This window comes from Nocardia abscessus, assembly GCF_015477775.1.
In the GTDB taxonomy this organism is placed as follows: domain Bacteria; phylum Actinomycetota; class Actinomycetes; order Mycobacteriales; family Mycobacteriaceae; genus Nocardia; species Nocardia abscessus_A.
The window spans coordinates 140,227-156,386 of record NZ_JADLQO010000018.1 but is presented as its reverse complement, the minus strand read 5'-3'; the positions used below and the strand labels follow the sequence as shown (position 1 = coordinate 156,386).

General features: G+C 69.2%; 13 protein-coding genes. 7 read left to right on the top strand and 6 right to left on the bottom strand.

Annotated elements, in window-relative coordinates:
* The first annotated feature begins 52 nt into the window (after nucleotides 1-52).
* The 6 genes from aztB (at nucleotide 53) to IU450_RS33375 (ending at nucleotide 9,146) form a co-directional block, all read left to right on the top strand.
* Nucleotides 53-2,059: a zinc ABC transporter permease AztB gene (gene aztB / locus IU450_RS33400; protein ID WP_195153697.1), complete on the top strand. Its 2,007-nt coding sequence runs from the start codon at nucleotides 53-55 to the stop codon at nucleotides 2,057-2,059.
* Nucleotides 2,056-2,973 (top strand): zinc ABC transporter substrate-binding protein AztC, encoded by a 918-nt coding sequence (gene aztC / locus IU450_RS33395; RefSeq protein ID WP_195153696.1) that lies wholly within the window; start codon nucleotides 2,056-2,058, stop codon nucleotides 2,971-2,973. The genes aztB and aztC overlap by 4 nt, the downstream gene beginning before the upstream one ends.
* Before the next feature lie 34 nt (nucleotides 2,974-3,007).
* Nucleotides 3,008-4,177, top strand: a complete 1,170-nt coding sequence (aztD, locus tag IU450_RS33390) for a zinc metallochaperone AztD (protein WP_195153695.1) — start codon at nucleotides 3,008-3,010, stop codon at nucleotides 4,175-4,177.
* Nucleotides 4,178-4,541: 364 nt separating this feature from the next.
* Nucleotides 4,542-6,392: a hypothetical protein gene (locus tag IU450_RS33385; RefSeq protein WP_228835473.1), complete on the top strand. Its 1,851-nt coding sequence runs from the start codon at nucleotides 4,542-4,544 to the stop codon at nucleotides 6,390-6,392.
* Between the two features lie 185 nt (nucleotides 6,393-6,577).
* Nucleotides 6,578-7,702, top strand: coding sequence for an amidohydrolase family protein (locus IU450_RS33380; protein ID WP_195153694.1), 1,125 nt, complete (start codon nucleotides 6,578-6,580; stop codon nucleotides 7,700-7,702).
* Between the two features lie 154 nt (nucleotides 7,703-7,856).
* Entirely contained in the window at nucleotides 7,857-9,146 is a 1,290-nt protein-coding gene (locus IU450_RS33375; RefSeq protein WP_195153693.1) for a YhgE/Pip domain-containing protein, read from the top strand.
* Between the two features lie 296 nt (nucleotides 9,147-9,442).
* Here the strand turns inward: IU450_RS33375 and IU450_RS33370 are convergent, their stop codons facing one another.
* From IU450_RS33370 to fabG, 4 genes are read right to left on the bottom strand one after another with little or no spacing between them, the layout of a single operon-like run.
* Nucleotides 9,443-10,717 (bottom strand): ABC transporter substrate-binding protein, encoded by a 1,275-nt coding sequence (locus tag IU450_RS33370; protein WP_195153692.1) that lies wholly within the window; start codon nucleotides 10,715-10,717, stop codon nucleotides 9,443-9,445.
* Complete coding sequence (locus tag IU450_RS33365) at nucleotides 10,714-11,535, bottom strand: carbohydrate ABC transporter permease (protein ID WP_195153691.1); 822 nt, start codon at nucleotides 11,533-11,535, stop codon at nucleotides 10,714-10,716. Before IU450_RS33365 ends, IU450_RS33370 begins: the two co-directional genes overlap by 4 nt.
* Entirely contained in the window at nucleotides 11,525-12,391 is an 867-nt protein-coding gene (locus tag IU450_RS33360) for a carbohydrate ABC transporter permease (RefSeq protein WP_195153690.1), read from the bottom strand. The genes IU450_RS33365 and IU450_RS33360 overlap by 11 nt, the downstream gene beginning before the upstream one ends.
* Before the next feature lie 55 nt (nucleotides 12,392-12,446).
* Nucleotides 12,447-13,199 (bottom strand): 3-oxoacyl-ACP reductase FabG, encoded by a 753-nt coding sequence (fabG, locus tag IU450_RS33355; protein ID WP_195153689.1) that lies wholly within the window; start codon nucleotides 13,197-13,199, stop codon nucleotides 12,447-12,449.
* A 168-nt stretch (nucleotides 13,200-13,367) separates the two neighbouring features.
* Here fabG and IU450_RS33350 point away from each other — a divergent pair, with 168 nt between their 5' ends.
* Nucleotides 13,368-13,844, top strand: coding sequence for an SRPBCC family protein (locus IU450_RS33350; RefSeq protein WP_195153688.1), 477 nt, complete (start codon nucleotides 13,368-13,370; stop codon nucleotides 13,842-13,844).
* A 60-nt stretch (nucleotides 13,845-13,904) separates the two neighbouring features.
* Here the strand turns inward: IU450_RS33350 and IU450_RS33345 are convergent, their stop codons facing one another.
* Nucleotides 13,905-14,555, bottom strand: a complete 651-nt coding sequence (locus IU450_RS33345; protein WP_195153687.1) for a DUF305 domain-containing protein — start codon at nucleotides 14,553-14,555, stop codon at nucleotides 13,905-13,907.
* Nucleotides 14,552-16,123, bottom strand: a complete 1,572-nt coding sequence (locus IU450_RS33340) for an LVIVD repeat-containing protein (RefSeq protein ID WP_195153686.1) — start codon at nucleotides 16,121-16,123, stop codon at nucleotides 14,552-14,554. The genes IU450_RS33345 and IU450_RS33340 overlap by 4 nt, the downstream gene beginning before the upstream one ends.
* Between the last annotated feature and the right edge of the window lie 37 nt (nucleotides 16,124-16,160).

Genomic DNA, 16,160 nt, shown 5'->3' with positions numbered 1-16,160 from the left:
CTCCGATCACCTCGTTGAAATGAAAACCGTTATCATTGTAGAGTGCTGCTCCATGGAGTGGTTGGCCCCGTTCGAGGTGTCGTTCGTGCAGCGGGCGTTGTGGGGTGGGCTGCTCGTGTCGTGCCTGTGCGCCCTCGCGGGGACGTGGGTGGTGCTGCGCGGCATGGCCTTCCTCAGCGACGCGATGGCGCACGGCATGCTGCCCGGCGTGGCGATCGCCGCGCTGCTCGGCGGAAACCTGTTGCTGGGCGCGGCGTTCAGCGCCGCGGCGATGGCGGTCGGCGTCTCGGTGCTCGGCCGTGGCACCAGGTTCGCCGCGGACACCGGCATCGGGTTGCTGTTCGTAGGGATGCTCTCGGCGGGCGTGATCATCGTGTCCCGTTCGCCCTCGTTCGCGGTCGACCTGACCGGCTTCCTCTTCGGTGACGTGCTCGCCGTGGGGGAGCGCGACCTGTGGTACCTGGCAGTGGCTGTGGTCATCGCCGCCGTGGTCTCCCTGCTGGGTTACCGGGCGTTCGTCGCGCTCACTTTCGATCCGCGCAAGGCGCACACCCTCGGATTGCGGCCGCGCGTGGCGAACGTGGCGCTGATCGGTCTGGTGACCCTCGCGATCGTCGCGTCGTTCCACATCGTCGGCACGCTGCTGGTCTTCGGCCTGCTCATCGCGCCGCCCGCGGCGGCCGTCTACTGGGTGCATCGCATTCCGGCGATCATGCTCACCGCCGCGGCGCTGGGCGCCGTGGCCACCGTTGCCGGGCTGCTGGTCTCGTGGCACGCGCGCACCGCCGCGGGGGCCACCATCGCGGCGACGGCCGTCGGCCTGTTCTTCGTCTCGGCGCTGACGGCCTGGCTGCGTGACCGGGTCCGCTCCTTTCGCGTGACTCCGCAACCGCTGGCGCTGCTGCTGGTCCTCGCCGCGGTGACTCCGCTGATCGGTTGCGGGACAGAGGAATCCGACTCGGCGGCGGTGCCGACGCCGCACGGGTACGTGGCGGGTGCGCAGGAGGCGGACGAGGCGCAGCCGCGTCTCGTCGTGGCCGACAACGCGACCGGCGCCGTGCGGGTGATCGACCTCGTCACCGAGGACGTCACCGACCTCGGCGGGACGGCGGGCGTCGACCGTGTGCGCACCGACGGGCGCTTCGCGTTCTTGTCGGCTCGCGACCGGGTGCGGGTCGTCGACGCGGGCTCCTGGACGGTCGACCATGGCGATCACGTGCACTACTACCGCGCACCCGCCCACGAGCTGGGCACGTTCGACGGCGGTCCGGTGACGAGCGCGCACGGCGACAGTGTTCTCACGGCAGTGACTTTCGAATCGGGCGCCACCGCGCTGCTGGACCGGTCCGCGCTCGGCGCCGGGACACTGCGCAGGCACGGCGTGATCGCCGACGCGGCCGCCGTGCCGTACGCCGAGCACGTGCTCGTGGCCGTACCCGCCCGTGCGCAGGTCGAAGTCCGCACGCGGGACGGCGCACCGGCCGCGGTCGTCGCCGAGCGGTGTCCCGATCCGCGCGGCTCGGCGGTGACCAGACGTGGCGTCGTCTTCGGTTGCGCCGACGGGGCTTTGGTGGTGACGGCACGCGACGCGGTGTTCACCGGCGAGAAGATCCCCTATCCGCCCGGAACCGCCGACGCCGATCGCGCGACCGAATTCTTCCACCGCCCCGGCAGCACCACGCTGGCGGCGAAGGCAGGTCGGCGCGGCGTCTGGGTGCTCGATGTCCGGCGCAAGACCTGGACGCCGGTGGACACCGGTCCGGTGATCGCGGCGAACACGGCGGGTGAGGGGGCCGCCCTGCTGACCCTCACCGCGGATGGTCTCCTGCACAGCTACGACGCCGCGTCCGGCCGCGAGTCCACCGGAGCGCGGGCGCTCACCGCGCCGGTGCTCGACGGCGCGCCCGCGCCGGTGATCCTGGTCGACGAACACCGCGCCTATCTCAACGACCCCGTGGCGAGGCTGATCCACGAGATCGACTACACGGACAACCTGCGCACCGCACGAACGTTCACCCTGGACATCACCCCGGCCGCGATGGTGGAGACGGGCCGATGAGACTCACCGCTCGTTTGTGCGCGCTGATCGGTGCCGCGCTGCTCGCGCTGACCGCATGCTCGAACTCCGGCGCGGATCGCGCCGGAATCATCGTCACCACCAACATCCTCGGTGACCTCACCCGCGCCGTCACCGGTGACACGGTCGAGGTCACCGTCCTCATGCCGGCGGACGCGGACCCGCACTTCTTCGCGATCTCCGCTCAGCAGGCGGCCCAGCTCGAACGGGCGAGCCTGATCGTCTACAACGGCCTCGGGCTCGAGCAGAGCGTTCTCCACAACGTCGAGGCGGCCGAGGCGTCCGGAGTGGCAGGCGTGTCCGTCGGAGCGGCGATCGATCCGATCAGCTACTCGGCACAGGACGCGAACGGGAAGCCCGATCCGCACTTCTGGACCGATCCGCGCCGCGTGCGCAGGGCGGTGGAGGTCATCCGCGACCGGATCGTCGACCACGTCGACGGCGTCGACGCCGCGGCCGTCCGAGCCCGGGCCGACGACTACCTGGCCGAACTCGATCGGCTCGACCGCTGGATGACCGAGCGGTTCGCGACGATCCCGGCCGAGCGGCGCAAGTTGGTCACCAACCATCACGTCTTCGGTTATCTGGCACAGCGATTCGGTTTCGAGGTGGTCGGCGCCGTGATACCGGGTGGAACCACGCTCGCGTCACCGAGTCCGTCGGATCTCGCCGCGCTCGCCGGAACGATCCGCGCCGCCGGGGTGAGCGCGATCTTCGCCGACTCCGCGCAACCCGACCGATTGACCCGGGTGCTCGCCGACCAGGTCGGCGTGCACGTCCAGGTGATTCCCCTGTACTCCGAATCGCTCACCGAACCCGGCGGCGGCGCGGGCACCTACCTGGAGATGATGCGCGCCAACACCGAGTCGATCGTGCGCGGCCTCGCCGCCCCTTAGCGCCCAACCAGTAGAACGAAAGACGGAGTCACCCATGCCTGTTCGGTCACGAACCACGAAATCGGCTGCCCTGACCGGCTTGCTGACCGCAGTACTCGCCGTCGCCGGATGCGGCGCCGACACCTCCGCCGAGCAGGACACCCGGCGCGAACGGATCGCCGACCCTGTCGCGGTCACCCACGACGGCGGAATCTACGTGCTGGACGGCACCACCCTCGATCTCGCGGAAACGGTCGGTCTCGACGGCTTCAACCGGCTCAACCCGGCGGGTGACGACCGGCACCTGATCGTCTCGACCAAAGAGGGCTTCCGCGTCTTCGACGCCACTACGGCCGAATTCACCGGCACCGACTTCCCCGGCCCCGAACCGGGACACGTGGTGCGCCATGCCGGGCGCACTGTCCTGTTCAGCGACGGCACCGGCGAAGTCGTCGCGTTCGACACCGCCGAACTCGCCGACGGGAAGCCGAAGACGTCGACCTACCGCGCGGCCGCGCCGCACCACGGCGTGGCGATCGAACTGACCAACGGCGACCTCGTGGTCACGCTCGGCACCGAGGAGAAGCGCACCGGAATCGTGGTGCTGGACCGCAACCGCGCCGAGAAGGCGCGCAACGAGGACTGCCCTGGCGTGCACGGTGAGGCGACCGCCGCGGGCGAGGCCGTCGTGATCGGCTGCCAGAACGGCGTGCTCGTCTACCGCGACGGCAGGATCACCAAAGTGACCAGTCCGACCGCGTACGGCCGGATCGGCAACCAGGCAGGCAGCGACGCCTCGCCTGTCGTCCTCGGTGACTACAAGCAGGACGAGGACGCCGAACTCGAACGCCCACAGCAGGTCTCGCTGATCGACACGGTCACCGGCATGTTGCGACTGGTCGACCTGGGCACCAGCTACACCTTCCGCTCGCTGGCCCGCGGCCCGCAGGGCGAAGCCCTGATCCTGGGCACCGACGGCCGCATCCACGTGATCGATCCCGTCGCGGGCGCGGTCGTCCGCACGATCCCGGTCATCGGCGCCTGGCAGGAGCCGCTGGAATGGCAGAAGCCGCGACCCGCGCTGTTCGTCCGCGGCGGCATCGCCTACGTGTCCGATCCCGCCACCGAGCAGGTCCACCGCATCGACCTGGCGAGCGGAGCGAAGACGGCGACCGCCACCCTGCCGGGCACACCGAACGAAGTGAGCGGTGCGGTCGGTCACTGACCCGGGGCTCTCCCGGGACACCCGGCCCGCCGCGACGGTGTTCGCGCCGTACGCCCGCTGTTCCATCCCGCCGCACCCGACGACGATCCGGATACCGTGCAAGATCGCGCGGGCGATCTCGACCCAGCGGCGCTGAAGCGGCTGTCGGGCATTCTCGCCGGGCACACCGAAACGCCGGACTAATGTTATTTCGGGCTTCGGGACGGCTTCGGCGACATCTACGGCGGCTCGTCGGTCATCGTGGCGTTCAGCGCGGAGGAGATCCAGCCGTCGAGTTCCCCGACGTACTGGCGGTAGCGGACATGAGTTGCCGGTAGCCGCGAAGGCAGGATTCCCGGCCCGACCGACGCTACGGTGGGATGGCATGGACACTGCTGTGCTCGCCCATCCGGAGTCCGCACGCGCCCCTCGGTCCGGGGCGTCGGCGCGGGGTCGGTTCCGGAGGATCGCGAACGCGCGGCCGGTCGTCGTCATCGCGTGCTGCCTGGTCGTGGTGCAGCTGGCGATTCGTTGGTGGGTAGCGGACAGCGGGTACTTCTACTGGGACGATTTCATCCTGGTCGGCCGAGCGGCTCGATTCGGTCTGTGGTCCACGGACCTGCTGCTGTACGACCACGACGGACACTTCATGCCGCTGGCCTTCGTCACGGCGTGGGCGGTGACCGCCGTGGCCCCGCTGTCCTGGGCCGGTCCGGTGGTGGTGCTGCTGGTCATGCAGCTCGGCGCGTCGGTGGCCGTGGTGCGGATGCTGCTGGTGCTGCTGGGCCCACGCTGGTCGATGCTGCCCCCACTGGTCTTCTACCTGTTCTGCCCCTTGACGATTCCGGCGTTCGCCTGGTGGGCGGCCGCCTTGAACGCATTGCCGCTACAGTTCGCCCTGGCCTGGGTAATCGGTGACGCGGTGCTGCTCGTCCGGACCGGTCGGCGACGACACGCGCTGTCCGGGGTAGCGGTGCTGGTGGTGGCGCTGCTGTTCTTCGAGAAGTCGGCGGTCGTGCCGTTCGTCGCCTTCGCCGTCACGGCGCTGGTCCGCCACGTCGACGGCCGCGCGGCCGCGATCCGAGTGGTGGCGCGGCGGGGCGCGGCGCTGTGGATCGGCTCGAGCGCGGTGCTGGCCTGCTGGTCGATCGGATATCTCGTGGTCGTCGATGATCCCGCCCTGCCGAGTAGCGCGGACGAACTGCGCGACCTGCTGCCCGGCGCGGCTTCGCTGGGGATCGTGCCCGCCTTGTTCGGCGGGCCTTGGGTGTGGGAGCGGTGGCTGCCGTCGACGCCGTGGGCGGACCCGCCGGGATGGGCGGTGGTGGCGGCCTGGATCGCACTGGCCCTGGTGGTGGCGCTGTCGATGCGCGCCCGGCAGCGGATCGCAGCGGTCTGGCTGACGGCCGCGGCCTACGTCCTGATCGCGCAGCTGGCCGTGGCACTGGCGCGGGGCGGGCCGAACACCGCGGGCGAGCTCATGCAGTCGCTGCGCTACTTCGCCGACATGGCCGTGGTGGTGGCCGCCGCGGGTGCACTGATGCTGCGTGCTCACCCCCGGCCGTCGCGCGGCCCGATGCTCGCGGCGCTTCCCGGCCGACCTGTGACGGTCGCGGTGACGGTGGCGTTCCTGGTGAGCAGTCTGTGGTCCACGCGGACGTTCGTGCAATCGTGGCGGGTCGGTCCCACCGAAACCTATGTCACGAACGTGAAATCGGCACTGCGCGCGTGGGACGGCGCGCCCCTGCTCGAGCAGGAGGTGCCGTGGAATGTGTTGAATCCGTTGGCGTATCCGCAGAACCTCACCAGAAACGCGCTGGCGCCCGTGGCCGCTCCCGGCACGTTCGCGGACTCGACACCCCACCTGCGCATGATCACCGACGAGGGGGCGATCGTCGAGGCGGCGGTCTGGTGGAACCGGATCATCCTCCCGGGACCGGAGCCCGGCTGTGGACACCGGATCCACGGCAGCGCGCAGGCCCGACTGCCCCTCGATGGCCCGATGATCGCGAACAAGTGGACGGCGCAGCTCAACTACCTCGCCAGTCGCGATGGCCGGATAAGCGTCGCCATGGAACAGGGCGAGACCGTGTCTGCGCCGGTCCGCAAAGGGCCGAACACCGTGTTCGTTCGCGTCGTCGGCAGCGGTTCGGCACTTCGAATCGCTTCCCGGACAACAGGTCTCGATCTCTGCATCGGTGTCGGCCCGGTCGGTGTCGCGTCGTACGACAACTGAACCGCGGCCGCTTTTCTCCGCGTACTCAGGTCGTGATCGACGGGCCGCGCGGGCGCTGCCTTGTGCTGCCTAGCGGTAGCTGGATGGCCACAGCCACGGCTCTGACTATTTCGTCATTTGCTCTTGACGACGGTTTCATCGTGACTGATGATTTCATCGACATTCGTGGCAGCGTGAGGACTTTGATGACCGATTTCCGATCCCGCAGGAAGATGAGCAGGCGTCGTGCCCTGGGCGGCGTCGTCGCAGGAACGCTCGGCGTCGCAGCGACGGCGGCGGTCGCTCGGGCGACCCCGGCGCGCACCCGGCAGCCTGCGCCCTCGGGCGCCTACCGGATCGACCTGCACGCGCATTTCCTCCCGCCGGACTACCGCGCGGCGCTACTCGACCATGGTCACGTCACCATCGGGGGATACCCGACGCCGGACTGGTCGCCGGAACAGGCGCTGGCGTTCATGGACTACTACGGGATCCAGGCGCAGGCACTGTCGGTCTCCGACCCCGGCGTGTCGTTCCTGCACGGCAAGGAAGCCGAGGACATGGCCCGCTACTGCAACACCTATGCCGCGGGGCTGTTCAAGACGCACGCCGACCGATTCGGCGCCTTCGCGGTGCTGCCGATGCCCGATATTCCCGCTTCCATCGCGGAGGCCGCCTACGCGCTGGACGAGCTGCACCTCGACGGTGTGGTCCTGCTGTCCGCCTACGACGGGGTCTACCTCGGCGATCCGCGTTTCGAGCCACTGATGATCGCGCTGAATCAGCGCAACGCCTACGTATTCGTGCACCCGGCCGCCATCCCCGCCGACGCCAAACCGCAGCTGCCGCTGCCGGACTTCCTGGAGGAATTCACCTTCGACACCACTCGGGCGGCGACCTTCATGATGGCCACCGGCTTGACGCAGCGCTACCCGAACATCCGCTTCCAGCTGGCGCATGCGGGCGGCACCCTGCCCTTCGTGTCCCACCGCGTCAGCGTGGCCTCGCAGACGGTGCTCGGCGAACTCTGGCCCGCCGATCTGCCCCGGCCGTCGATACTCGACATGCAACGCCAGATCGCGAACTTCTACTACGACACCGCGCTGAGCGGTTCGGCCGCGGCTATGGCCAGCGTGCTCGCCGTCAGCACGCGCGAGCACGTCGTCTTCGGTTCCGACTGGCCGTTCAGCGCGCTCACTCTCCCGCAGACCGGCACGCACGATCCGGCGCCCGGGCTCGATGAGGTATTCGACGCCGAACAGCGGATGGAAATCGAACGGATCAACCCGCTGCGGCAGCTTCCCAGGCTGGCCGAAGCGGTCGGCGCCTGACCCGGTCGGTGTCGATCCGCCATCGGCCGCGTCGCACAGCGACACTCGCCAACCGCGATCCCGCCCTTGACGGCCGCGCACCGGCGAAGATAACTAAGAGTTCGCCGAACACGTCCGCGCCACCGCCGAGCAGTCACCGAGAGGAGCCGGTCCCATGGCAGGGAAGCCCACGCGTGTTCGTACCTGGACCAGACCCGTCGTGGTCGTCACCCTGCTCATGGCCTTGCTGTCGGTGATGTACCTGGGGTACGTCGTCAACCCGGAGAAGAATCTGCACGACCTGCCGCTGGCCGTCGTGAATCAGGATGTCGGTGACACGTTGGGCGGGCAGCCGGCCAACGTCGGCAATCAGATCACCGAAGCGCTCACCGCGAACGTCCCGGCCGACAAAGTCGACCTGCGCGTTCTCGGTGTCACCGAAGCGCAGCGCCTGTTGCGTGACGGCAAGATCTACGGAGCGATCGTCATCCCGAGCGATTTCACGAAGCGGCTCGCCATCCTCGGCGCAGCGAGTGTGGTTTCCGGGAAGGTCGACCGACCGGTGATCACCGTCGAAACCAACCCGCGCACCGGGACCTATGCCACGCAGATCACGCTCCGGATCGCCGAACAGGCGCTGGAGAAGGTCGACGCCACCGTCGGCAAGCAGCTCACCGACACCGTCGACGCCCAGCTCCGGTCCTCCGGAACGGCCCCGCCGCCGCTGTCCGGCGCCAGTCAGTTGCTGCTGGCCGATCCCATCGACGTGGTGATCGCGCCGTACCGGCCGCTGCCCGAAGGCACCGGCGGCGGGCTGTCGGCCTTCTTCTACACGCTGCTGATCCTGCTGGCCGGATTCACCGGCGCCATGATCATCCACACCATGGTGGACGCCTCCCTCGGCTTCACACCCACCGAATACGGGCCGTGGTACGTGCACTACCCGCCCACCCCGATCTCCCGGGTACGGACACTGTTGCTCAAGTGGGGCGTTCTCGCCGTCGTCGCACCGATCGTGTCCGCCCTGTTCCTGGCGGTCGCGACGGTCTTGGACATGCCCATCGACCGGGCCCTGCTGTTGTTCCTCTACAGCGCGTTCGCCATTCTCGCCGTCGGCGTCACGGCGCTGTCGATACTGGCCGCGTTCGGAGCCGTGGGCATGCTGGTGAACCTGATCCTGTTCATCGTCCTGGGGCTGCCCTCGGCAGGCGGAACGGTGCCGATCGAAGCGACACCCACGTACTTCGCCTGGCTGTCCATCTTCGAGCCGATGCACCAGGTCTTTCTCGGCATCCGCGCCATTCTCTATTTCGAAGCCAGGGGCGCGGCGGGTTTGGAACGCGGTATCTGGATGGCGTTGCTCGGACTCGTCATCGGCCTGTGCTTCGGTGCGGCGGTGACGATCTTCTACGACCGGAAAGGGTTGGCGCGCACCGCGGATCGCGGTCGCGGCGCCGAGACGTAGTCCGGCCGTGCGCGCGCTTCTGTTCTCGCTGCGGGCCTCGGTGTGCTTCGTCGTGCTGTCCCCTGGTGTGGGGAATCGCGGGCGCGCTTCCAAAGTCGGGAGCAGGCTCGATGTGGAACTGGCCTTCGTCGTCGGCCCGGGCACGCCACGGCGCGACGTCGACCTCGTCGACGAGGTGCGCACGCAGATCCAACGGCGTCTGCACCTGGGATATCGCCATTCGACATCCGTGCTGTTCACCGCCCAGCGGCAGTGGGGGTGGACTGGTCACACTGATCGTCGCGCAGCATCCTCGCTCAGTTCTGGGCGGCGGCCGACTCGGCCGTGGAGCGCGCGCGGGACAGCGCTTCCGGCACCGGAATCCGGCGCAGATACATCTCGGCGAAGATCGGATCGACGGCGCGGAGCGCGGCCGGGAAGCCCGGCCCGCCGCCGGAGGAGATGCGCGGGCCGCGCAGCACGTCGAAGAAGGGCGCGACGTCTACTCCCTTCCCGCCCCAATAGTCGCGATAGCGCTGCTGTTCGGCGACGACGGCCGGAATGGCGGCGCCGTCCTCGGCCAGGTAGCGATTGCCCGCGCCGCTGCCGAGCCAGGCCAGGACCCGGCGCACCGCGTCCGGATGCCGGGTGTCGGCGTTCGCGGCGACGCCGATCGCGTTGTTCGTGCTCACCCGTCCGTCCGGGCCTTCGGGCAGCAGCGCTACGCCCCACGGGAAGCGGGCCTGCTCGGAGATCTGCGCGAGGTTGAACGTTCCCGACTGGAACAGCGCGAGTTTGCCTTGCAGGAAGGCATTCTTCGCGAAGTCGGGATTGGTGTTGGTGTCCGCGGGCGAGGGCGTGAGCCCCTCGGCGATCAACCGCACCAGATAATCGAACGCCGCGATGCCTTGCGGGCTGTCGAACACGAAGCGGTCGTGGTCGTCCTGGAATCGCGCGCCCGCCGAACCCAGATACGGCAGCTCGATGGACTGGAAGTCGTGGCCCGCGTTGTACGCCCACGCGCCGACCGCCGCCAGCCTGCGCAGCAGCGGACGTAAGCCGTCGTCACCGTGCGGACTCCACCGCAGCGCGGCCAGCTCGGCGGGATCCACCTGTGCGGCAGCGAGCAATTCCCGGTTGTAGTACACCGCTGTGCCCGCGTCGACGAATTGCGGTACCGCCCAGAGTGTTCCGTCACGGGTGTACTGCGCGACCGCCGACGGGTCCCAGGACCGCGCGGCGTCGGGACCGAGCGCCGCCCCGATGTCGAGCAACCGCCCGGCATCGGCGTAGTCCTCGTACAGGTTGGTCCAGAACAGGTCGTCGGCGGTGCCGCCCGCCACGTCCAAGCGCAGCTTCTGCTGATAGGTCGACCACGGCACCACCGTGATCCGCACTTCGAGGTCGGGATTCGCCCGTTCGAACTCCGCGAGCGAGGCTCGATAGCGGGGAACGAAACTCTCGTCCCAGATCCGCAATCCCACCACGGTGCGGCCGGTCCCTTCACCGCCGCGGCCCAGCCACAAGACGGCGCCCACCAGCAGCGCGGCGGCGAGCGCGAGGGCGAGTAGCACGCGGGTCGAGGTCCTCATTTGACTCCCGTCCACGCGATCGAGCGCAGCACCTGCCGCTGAAAGACCACGAACAGCACCACCAAAGGCGCGATGGCCAGCGTCGTGGCCGCCATCACCAGGGTCCACTGCGCGTTGTACCGGGTCTGCAGATTCGCCGTCGCCACGGTCAGCACCTGCCACGAGCGGCCGCTGCTCGCGACCAGCGGCCACATGAAGTTGTTCCACTGCGAGACGATCGTGATGAGCGTCAGCGTCGCCAGCACCGGCCTGCTCATCGGCACCATCACGTGCACGATGATGTCGAGGGTATTCGCGCCGTCGAGCCGCGCCGCACCGATCAGCTCCTGCGGAATCGCGCGAAAATACTGGCGCAGCAGGAAGACCGCGTAGGGCGAGCCGAACACGAACGGCAGTACCAGCGCCCAGAAGGTGTTGAGCAGCTCCAGTTGCGCGAACATCAGATACAGCGGGATCAACGTCACCATGGGCGGCACCATCATGGTGGCCAGATACACCCAGAACAGCGCATCGCGGCCCGGGAACTCGGTGCGGGCGAACGCGTACGCCGCCGCCACGGAGGTGACCAGCTGGCCGCCGGTGACGAAGACCGTCATCAGCGCGGTCACCAGCACCGCCCGCCCGAACCCGTAGTCCAGGACGGTCCGGAAGTTGTCCGTGGTGGCCGGATGCGGCAGGGCCAGTGGCGATCCGGCCGCGAACTGGTCGGGCGTCTTCACCGCGGTGACCGCGCTGAGCAGCAGCGGCGCGACGGTCAGTAGCGCACCGGCCGAGACCACCGCGTAAGCCGCCGTGGAACGGAGACGTTCAGAGCTCATAGGTGGTCCGATCCCGGAAGTAGCGGTGCTGTGCCACGGTGATCGCCAGCATCACCGCGAACACCACGAGTGCCATGACGGCGGCGCGCCCGGGCCGAGCCGCGTCGAACGCCTCGGAGAAGATCCGCATCGCGACCACGTCCGTGCGATCGCCCGGTCCGCCCTTGGTCAGCGCGTACACGGTGTCGAAGGTCTGGAACGCGGTGAGCACACCCGTGACGAGCACGAAGAACATCGTCGGGCGCAGCAGCGGCAGGATCAGCCAGCGGATCCGGCGCCAGCCGGTGGCCCCGTCCAGCGCTCCCGCGTCGAGGATCTCACTCGGTATCGCGCGGATCCCGGCCACGAAGAACAGTGCCACGTACCCGAAGTTCGCCCACACGCTCACCGCGGCCACCGACGGCAGCGCCAGCGCCGGATCCGACAGCCATTCGACGCGCCGGCCGAGCACGGCGTTGACGGCGCCCCCGGTCGGCGCGAACATCCACTGCCACACCACGCCCACCGCCACCGGCGCGCACATCCACGGCAGCGCGTACAGCACCCGCAGACCCGTCGCACCGCGCCGCCGCGCCAGCAGAGCCGCGACCGTGAAACCCAGCACGGTCTGCACGGGGACCACGATCGCGGTCAATGCCAGCGTCACCAGCAGGGCATGGCCGAACGCGGCGTCACCCAGTACCGAGCGCCAGTTGCTCAGCCCCACGAATCGCATGGGTCCCAACAGGTTCCAGCTGTGCAGACTGAGCCATGTCACCACCAGGATCGGCAGCACAAGGAACACTCCGACACCGATCAGGCTCGGCAGCAGAAGAACATAGCTCGTCACGGTACGACGAGCCGCACGCCGGTTCATGTGCTGCGACGTTACCGCCCCCGCCCGCCGCCACACGCCGGGCGGGGCGGCGGCGTCAGTCGGTCGGACCGCCCGCCACGTAGATCACCTGGCCGGAGACGAAACCCGCGCCCTCGCTCACCAGGAACGAGGCGGTATGCGCGATGTCCTCGGGAGTGCCGACCCGCTGCACCGGAATCTGCGCCGCGGCCGCTTTCTGGAAGTCCTCGAACGAGACGCCGACGCGGTCGGCGGTGGCGGCGGTCATGTCGGTGACGATGAAACCGGGGGCGATGGCGTTGGCCGTGACACCGAACTTGCCCAGTTCGAACGCCAAGGTCTTGGTGAATCCTTGCATGCCCGCCTTGGCCGCCGAGTAGTTGGCTTGACCACGGTTGCCGAGCGCCGAGGTGCTCGACAGGTTGACCACCCGTCCCCACTTCTGTTCGACCATGTACTTCTGCACCGCGCGGGTGAGCAGGAACGCTCCGCGCAGGTGCACGTTCAGCACCGCATCCCAGTCCTCGACGGTCATCTTGAACAGCAGGTTGTCCCGCAGGATGCCCGCGTTGTTCACCACGACGGTCGGCGCGCCCAGTTCGTCCTCCAGTTGCCGGACGGCGGCGGCCACCGACTCCTCGTCCGATACGTCGGCGCCGAGTGCGACGGCTTGCCCGCCCGCCTCGGTGATCGCGCCGACGGTGCCCGCGCAGGCAGCCGCGTCGAGGTCGAGCACGCCGACCCGAAGCCCGTCCGCGGCCAATCGCCCGGCGATCGCCGCACCGATCCCTCGTGCGGCGCCGGACACTATCGCAACTCGCTCGCCCATGAGCGCATCCCTTCGTCGGTCGGATGTCGAGTCAGTCATACCGCACCGCCTCCGCCGTGATGACGGCGGCGACCCGCCGCCGGGCACGCGCCCGCATCGGCGCCGGAATTACCTCGAAGCTCGAGCAGAAGGCTTGCTCAGCTGTACGCCCGATGCTTCGATCGGCACGTGACCGACCAGAACGAGGTTCCCCGTATCGTCAGCGCCAGCCGCGAGATCAGCGCGGGTCCGGCGGAGATCTTCGAACTCATCGCCGATCCCGCCGAGCAGCCGCGGTGGGACGGCAACGACAACTTGGCCGAGGCCGCGACGGGGCAGCGGGTGCGCGAAGCCGGTGCGGTCTTCAGCACCACCCTGACCAACGGCGCCGTACGCGACAACCACGTGGTGGAGTTCGCCGAGGGCAGCCGTATCGCATGGCGCCCGTCCGAACCCGGCAAAGAGCCGCCCGGCCACCTCTGGCGCTGGGAGCTGGAGCCGGCGGGCGAGGGCCGCACCCGAGTGACCCACACCTACGACTGGACGACGCTCACCGACGAGAAGCGTCAGGTCCGCGCCCGCGCCACCACGGCGGACAAACTGTCGGCATCCCTCGACCGCCTCGCCGAACTCGCTGAACAGCAGGCGGTTTCGACGCAGGAGTAAGTACTCGACGACGGTGCGCAGGGTAAGGCCGAAGCGGCGCTGGACGACCTCGAATACATCTCAGCGCAGTGCGGTCCCTCGGACCAGCAGTAAGCCGATGACGCCGACTTCCTGCCCTTGTGTGCTGATCATGTCGCGGGCGGTCTGCTCGACAACGCCGCCGTTCAATCGCCGGTCCGCCGCCTGCGCCATCTGTATGCCGCCGTAGTGGTGGCGCTGCATCAAGCGCAGAAACCGGCTCGCCGCCTCGTCGCCGCGGGCCGCGGCGAGCGCGTCGAGGTCGGCCTGGCTCGCCATGCCGGGCATCGTCGCGTGTGCGGTGGGGTCCGCACCGGCCGGATCCTGGCCGTGATGGGCGCCGGGCGTGCCGGTGTCCATCCACGCCATGGGGTGCGGATTGGTCACCGCGATCCGGGCCATCCGCAGCCAGCCGAGCATCATGCCGATCTCGGTGCGCTGGCTGTCGGCGATCTGCTGGGCCAGCGCGCGTACCGCCGGGTCGACCCCGGTGTCCAGGCGCTGCACCATGAGCAGGGCCTGGTTGTGGTGGGCGACCATGTCTCGCACGAAACCGATCTCGGTGTCGTCGAGCAGAGGTGCGGCGGTGCCGTCCGCGCCGACCACCAGTGGTCGCAGCGCCGCTACCGCCACCAGCAGCAGCACGGCCAGGGCGGCGAGCGCGGCGGCCTTGGACCACGCGCCGCGGGTCATGATCCCGTGGTCGAGCGCTGGTCGGCGGGCGGGGTGTAGACGTCGCGGTCCACCTCCAGCGCGAGGAAGCCGTTGTCGGCGCAGGTGGTCCACACCTGGTTGCCGCGCCACTCCGGCGGCGAGAAGCACCAGTCCGTGGAGAGGTCACCGAAGGCGAGCATGCCGGTGCGTTCGCTCGTGGCCTGCGAGACATCGAATCCGCCCTGCAGCACCGCCTGCACCACCGCGGGACCGGCCAGCACCGGCGGGCCGATGATCGACGCGAGGGCGTGCGGCGAATTCGCGAGCTCGGTGTTGTGCCCCGTGCGCGCGGGCGGGTTGTAGTAGGCGATCTCGCGGACGCCGGACGGGTCCCGGACGTCGAAGACGCGGATGCCGGAGGAGGTCCAGCTGCACGCCAGCGCCGTGGGATCGGCCGGCCGGTCGGCGGCGCAGTAGTGCGCGTCGTAGGCGAACAGGGAACCGCCCGCGGCGGAAGCCATGGCGGTGTCCTGGTTTTCGGGCAGGTTGATCTCGAGCTTGATGGTCTCGGCGATGCGCGGATTCGCGGGCTCGGAGACGTCGATGATCTTCACGCCACCGGATCCGGCCTCGTCGGTGGCGAACACGTACGGCTTGCCGTGATAGGTGACCGGGATGTTGTGCTGGCTGGCCCACCCGTCGGTCCAGGTGAGGTGCGAGAGTTCGCGCACCTGCGGGTCCGGGTCGCGGCGTTGCACCGCGGCGACGTCGAGGATCATCAGCCCGCCCATGTTGTCGGCCAGGTACATGAGGTTGCCGTCGAGGCTGAACCCGAAGCCGTGCATGGACATACCGGGCAGGCTCTGCCAGATCACGCGGGGAGCGGCCGGGTCGGTGAGGTCGACGGCGCTGATCAGGCCCGGCGCGACGCCGGAACTCCAGTAGGTGTTGCCATCGGGGGAGAACCCGCCCTCATGGGCAGTGATCGGCAACGGCATCGCCAGGTCGGTTCCCGGCCCGGGATTGAGCAGGCGTGGGTGCGCGCAGTCGGTGATGTCGTAGACCGACAGCAGGCCCACACCGACCAACGCGGGAACGCCGGTGCCGACGAGCAGCTTTCGCGCCTGGTTGACCTTCAGGCTCTCCCAGGTGCCCGCCAGCATGGCCGGTTCGGTGAGCGTGGCGGTGCGGACGGGGCCGGTGGGATCGGCGACGTCGAGCACCTGGACACCTTCCTCCGGCCCGAGCAGGTTGCCCGGGAAGAAGGTGCCGATATAGGCGCAGTGGTCGAAGGTCACCGAGTTGATGCCGCCGCCGCGGCCGCCGTAGGTGCCGAGCCGGGTGACGTTGCAGCTGTAGCCCTGAGTGCTGCGGCCGCTGTCGCGGTCGGCCGCGGGAACGTCTCCCTGCAATCCCGTTTCGGGGGCCGAACCGGGATTGCAGACGGCACGCGCGGCCGCGGTCCCGGCGATGGCGCCGATCTCTCGAACCCGGCCGGAAGGCTCGGAATCCGGTTGTGCGGCGACGATGCCGACCGGCAGGAGAACCGCCGCGGCGCTGACGATCGCGAAGGAGCGCCGGACCCAGCGGGTGATGAACGAAGTCATGGACGTACCGGCCCTCGGCGGGCGAGGGCGCCTTTCC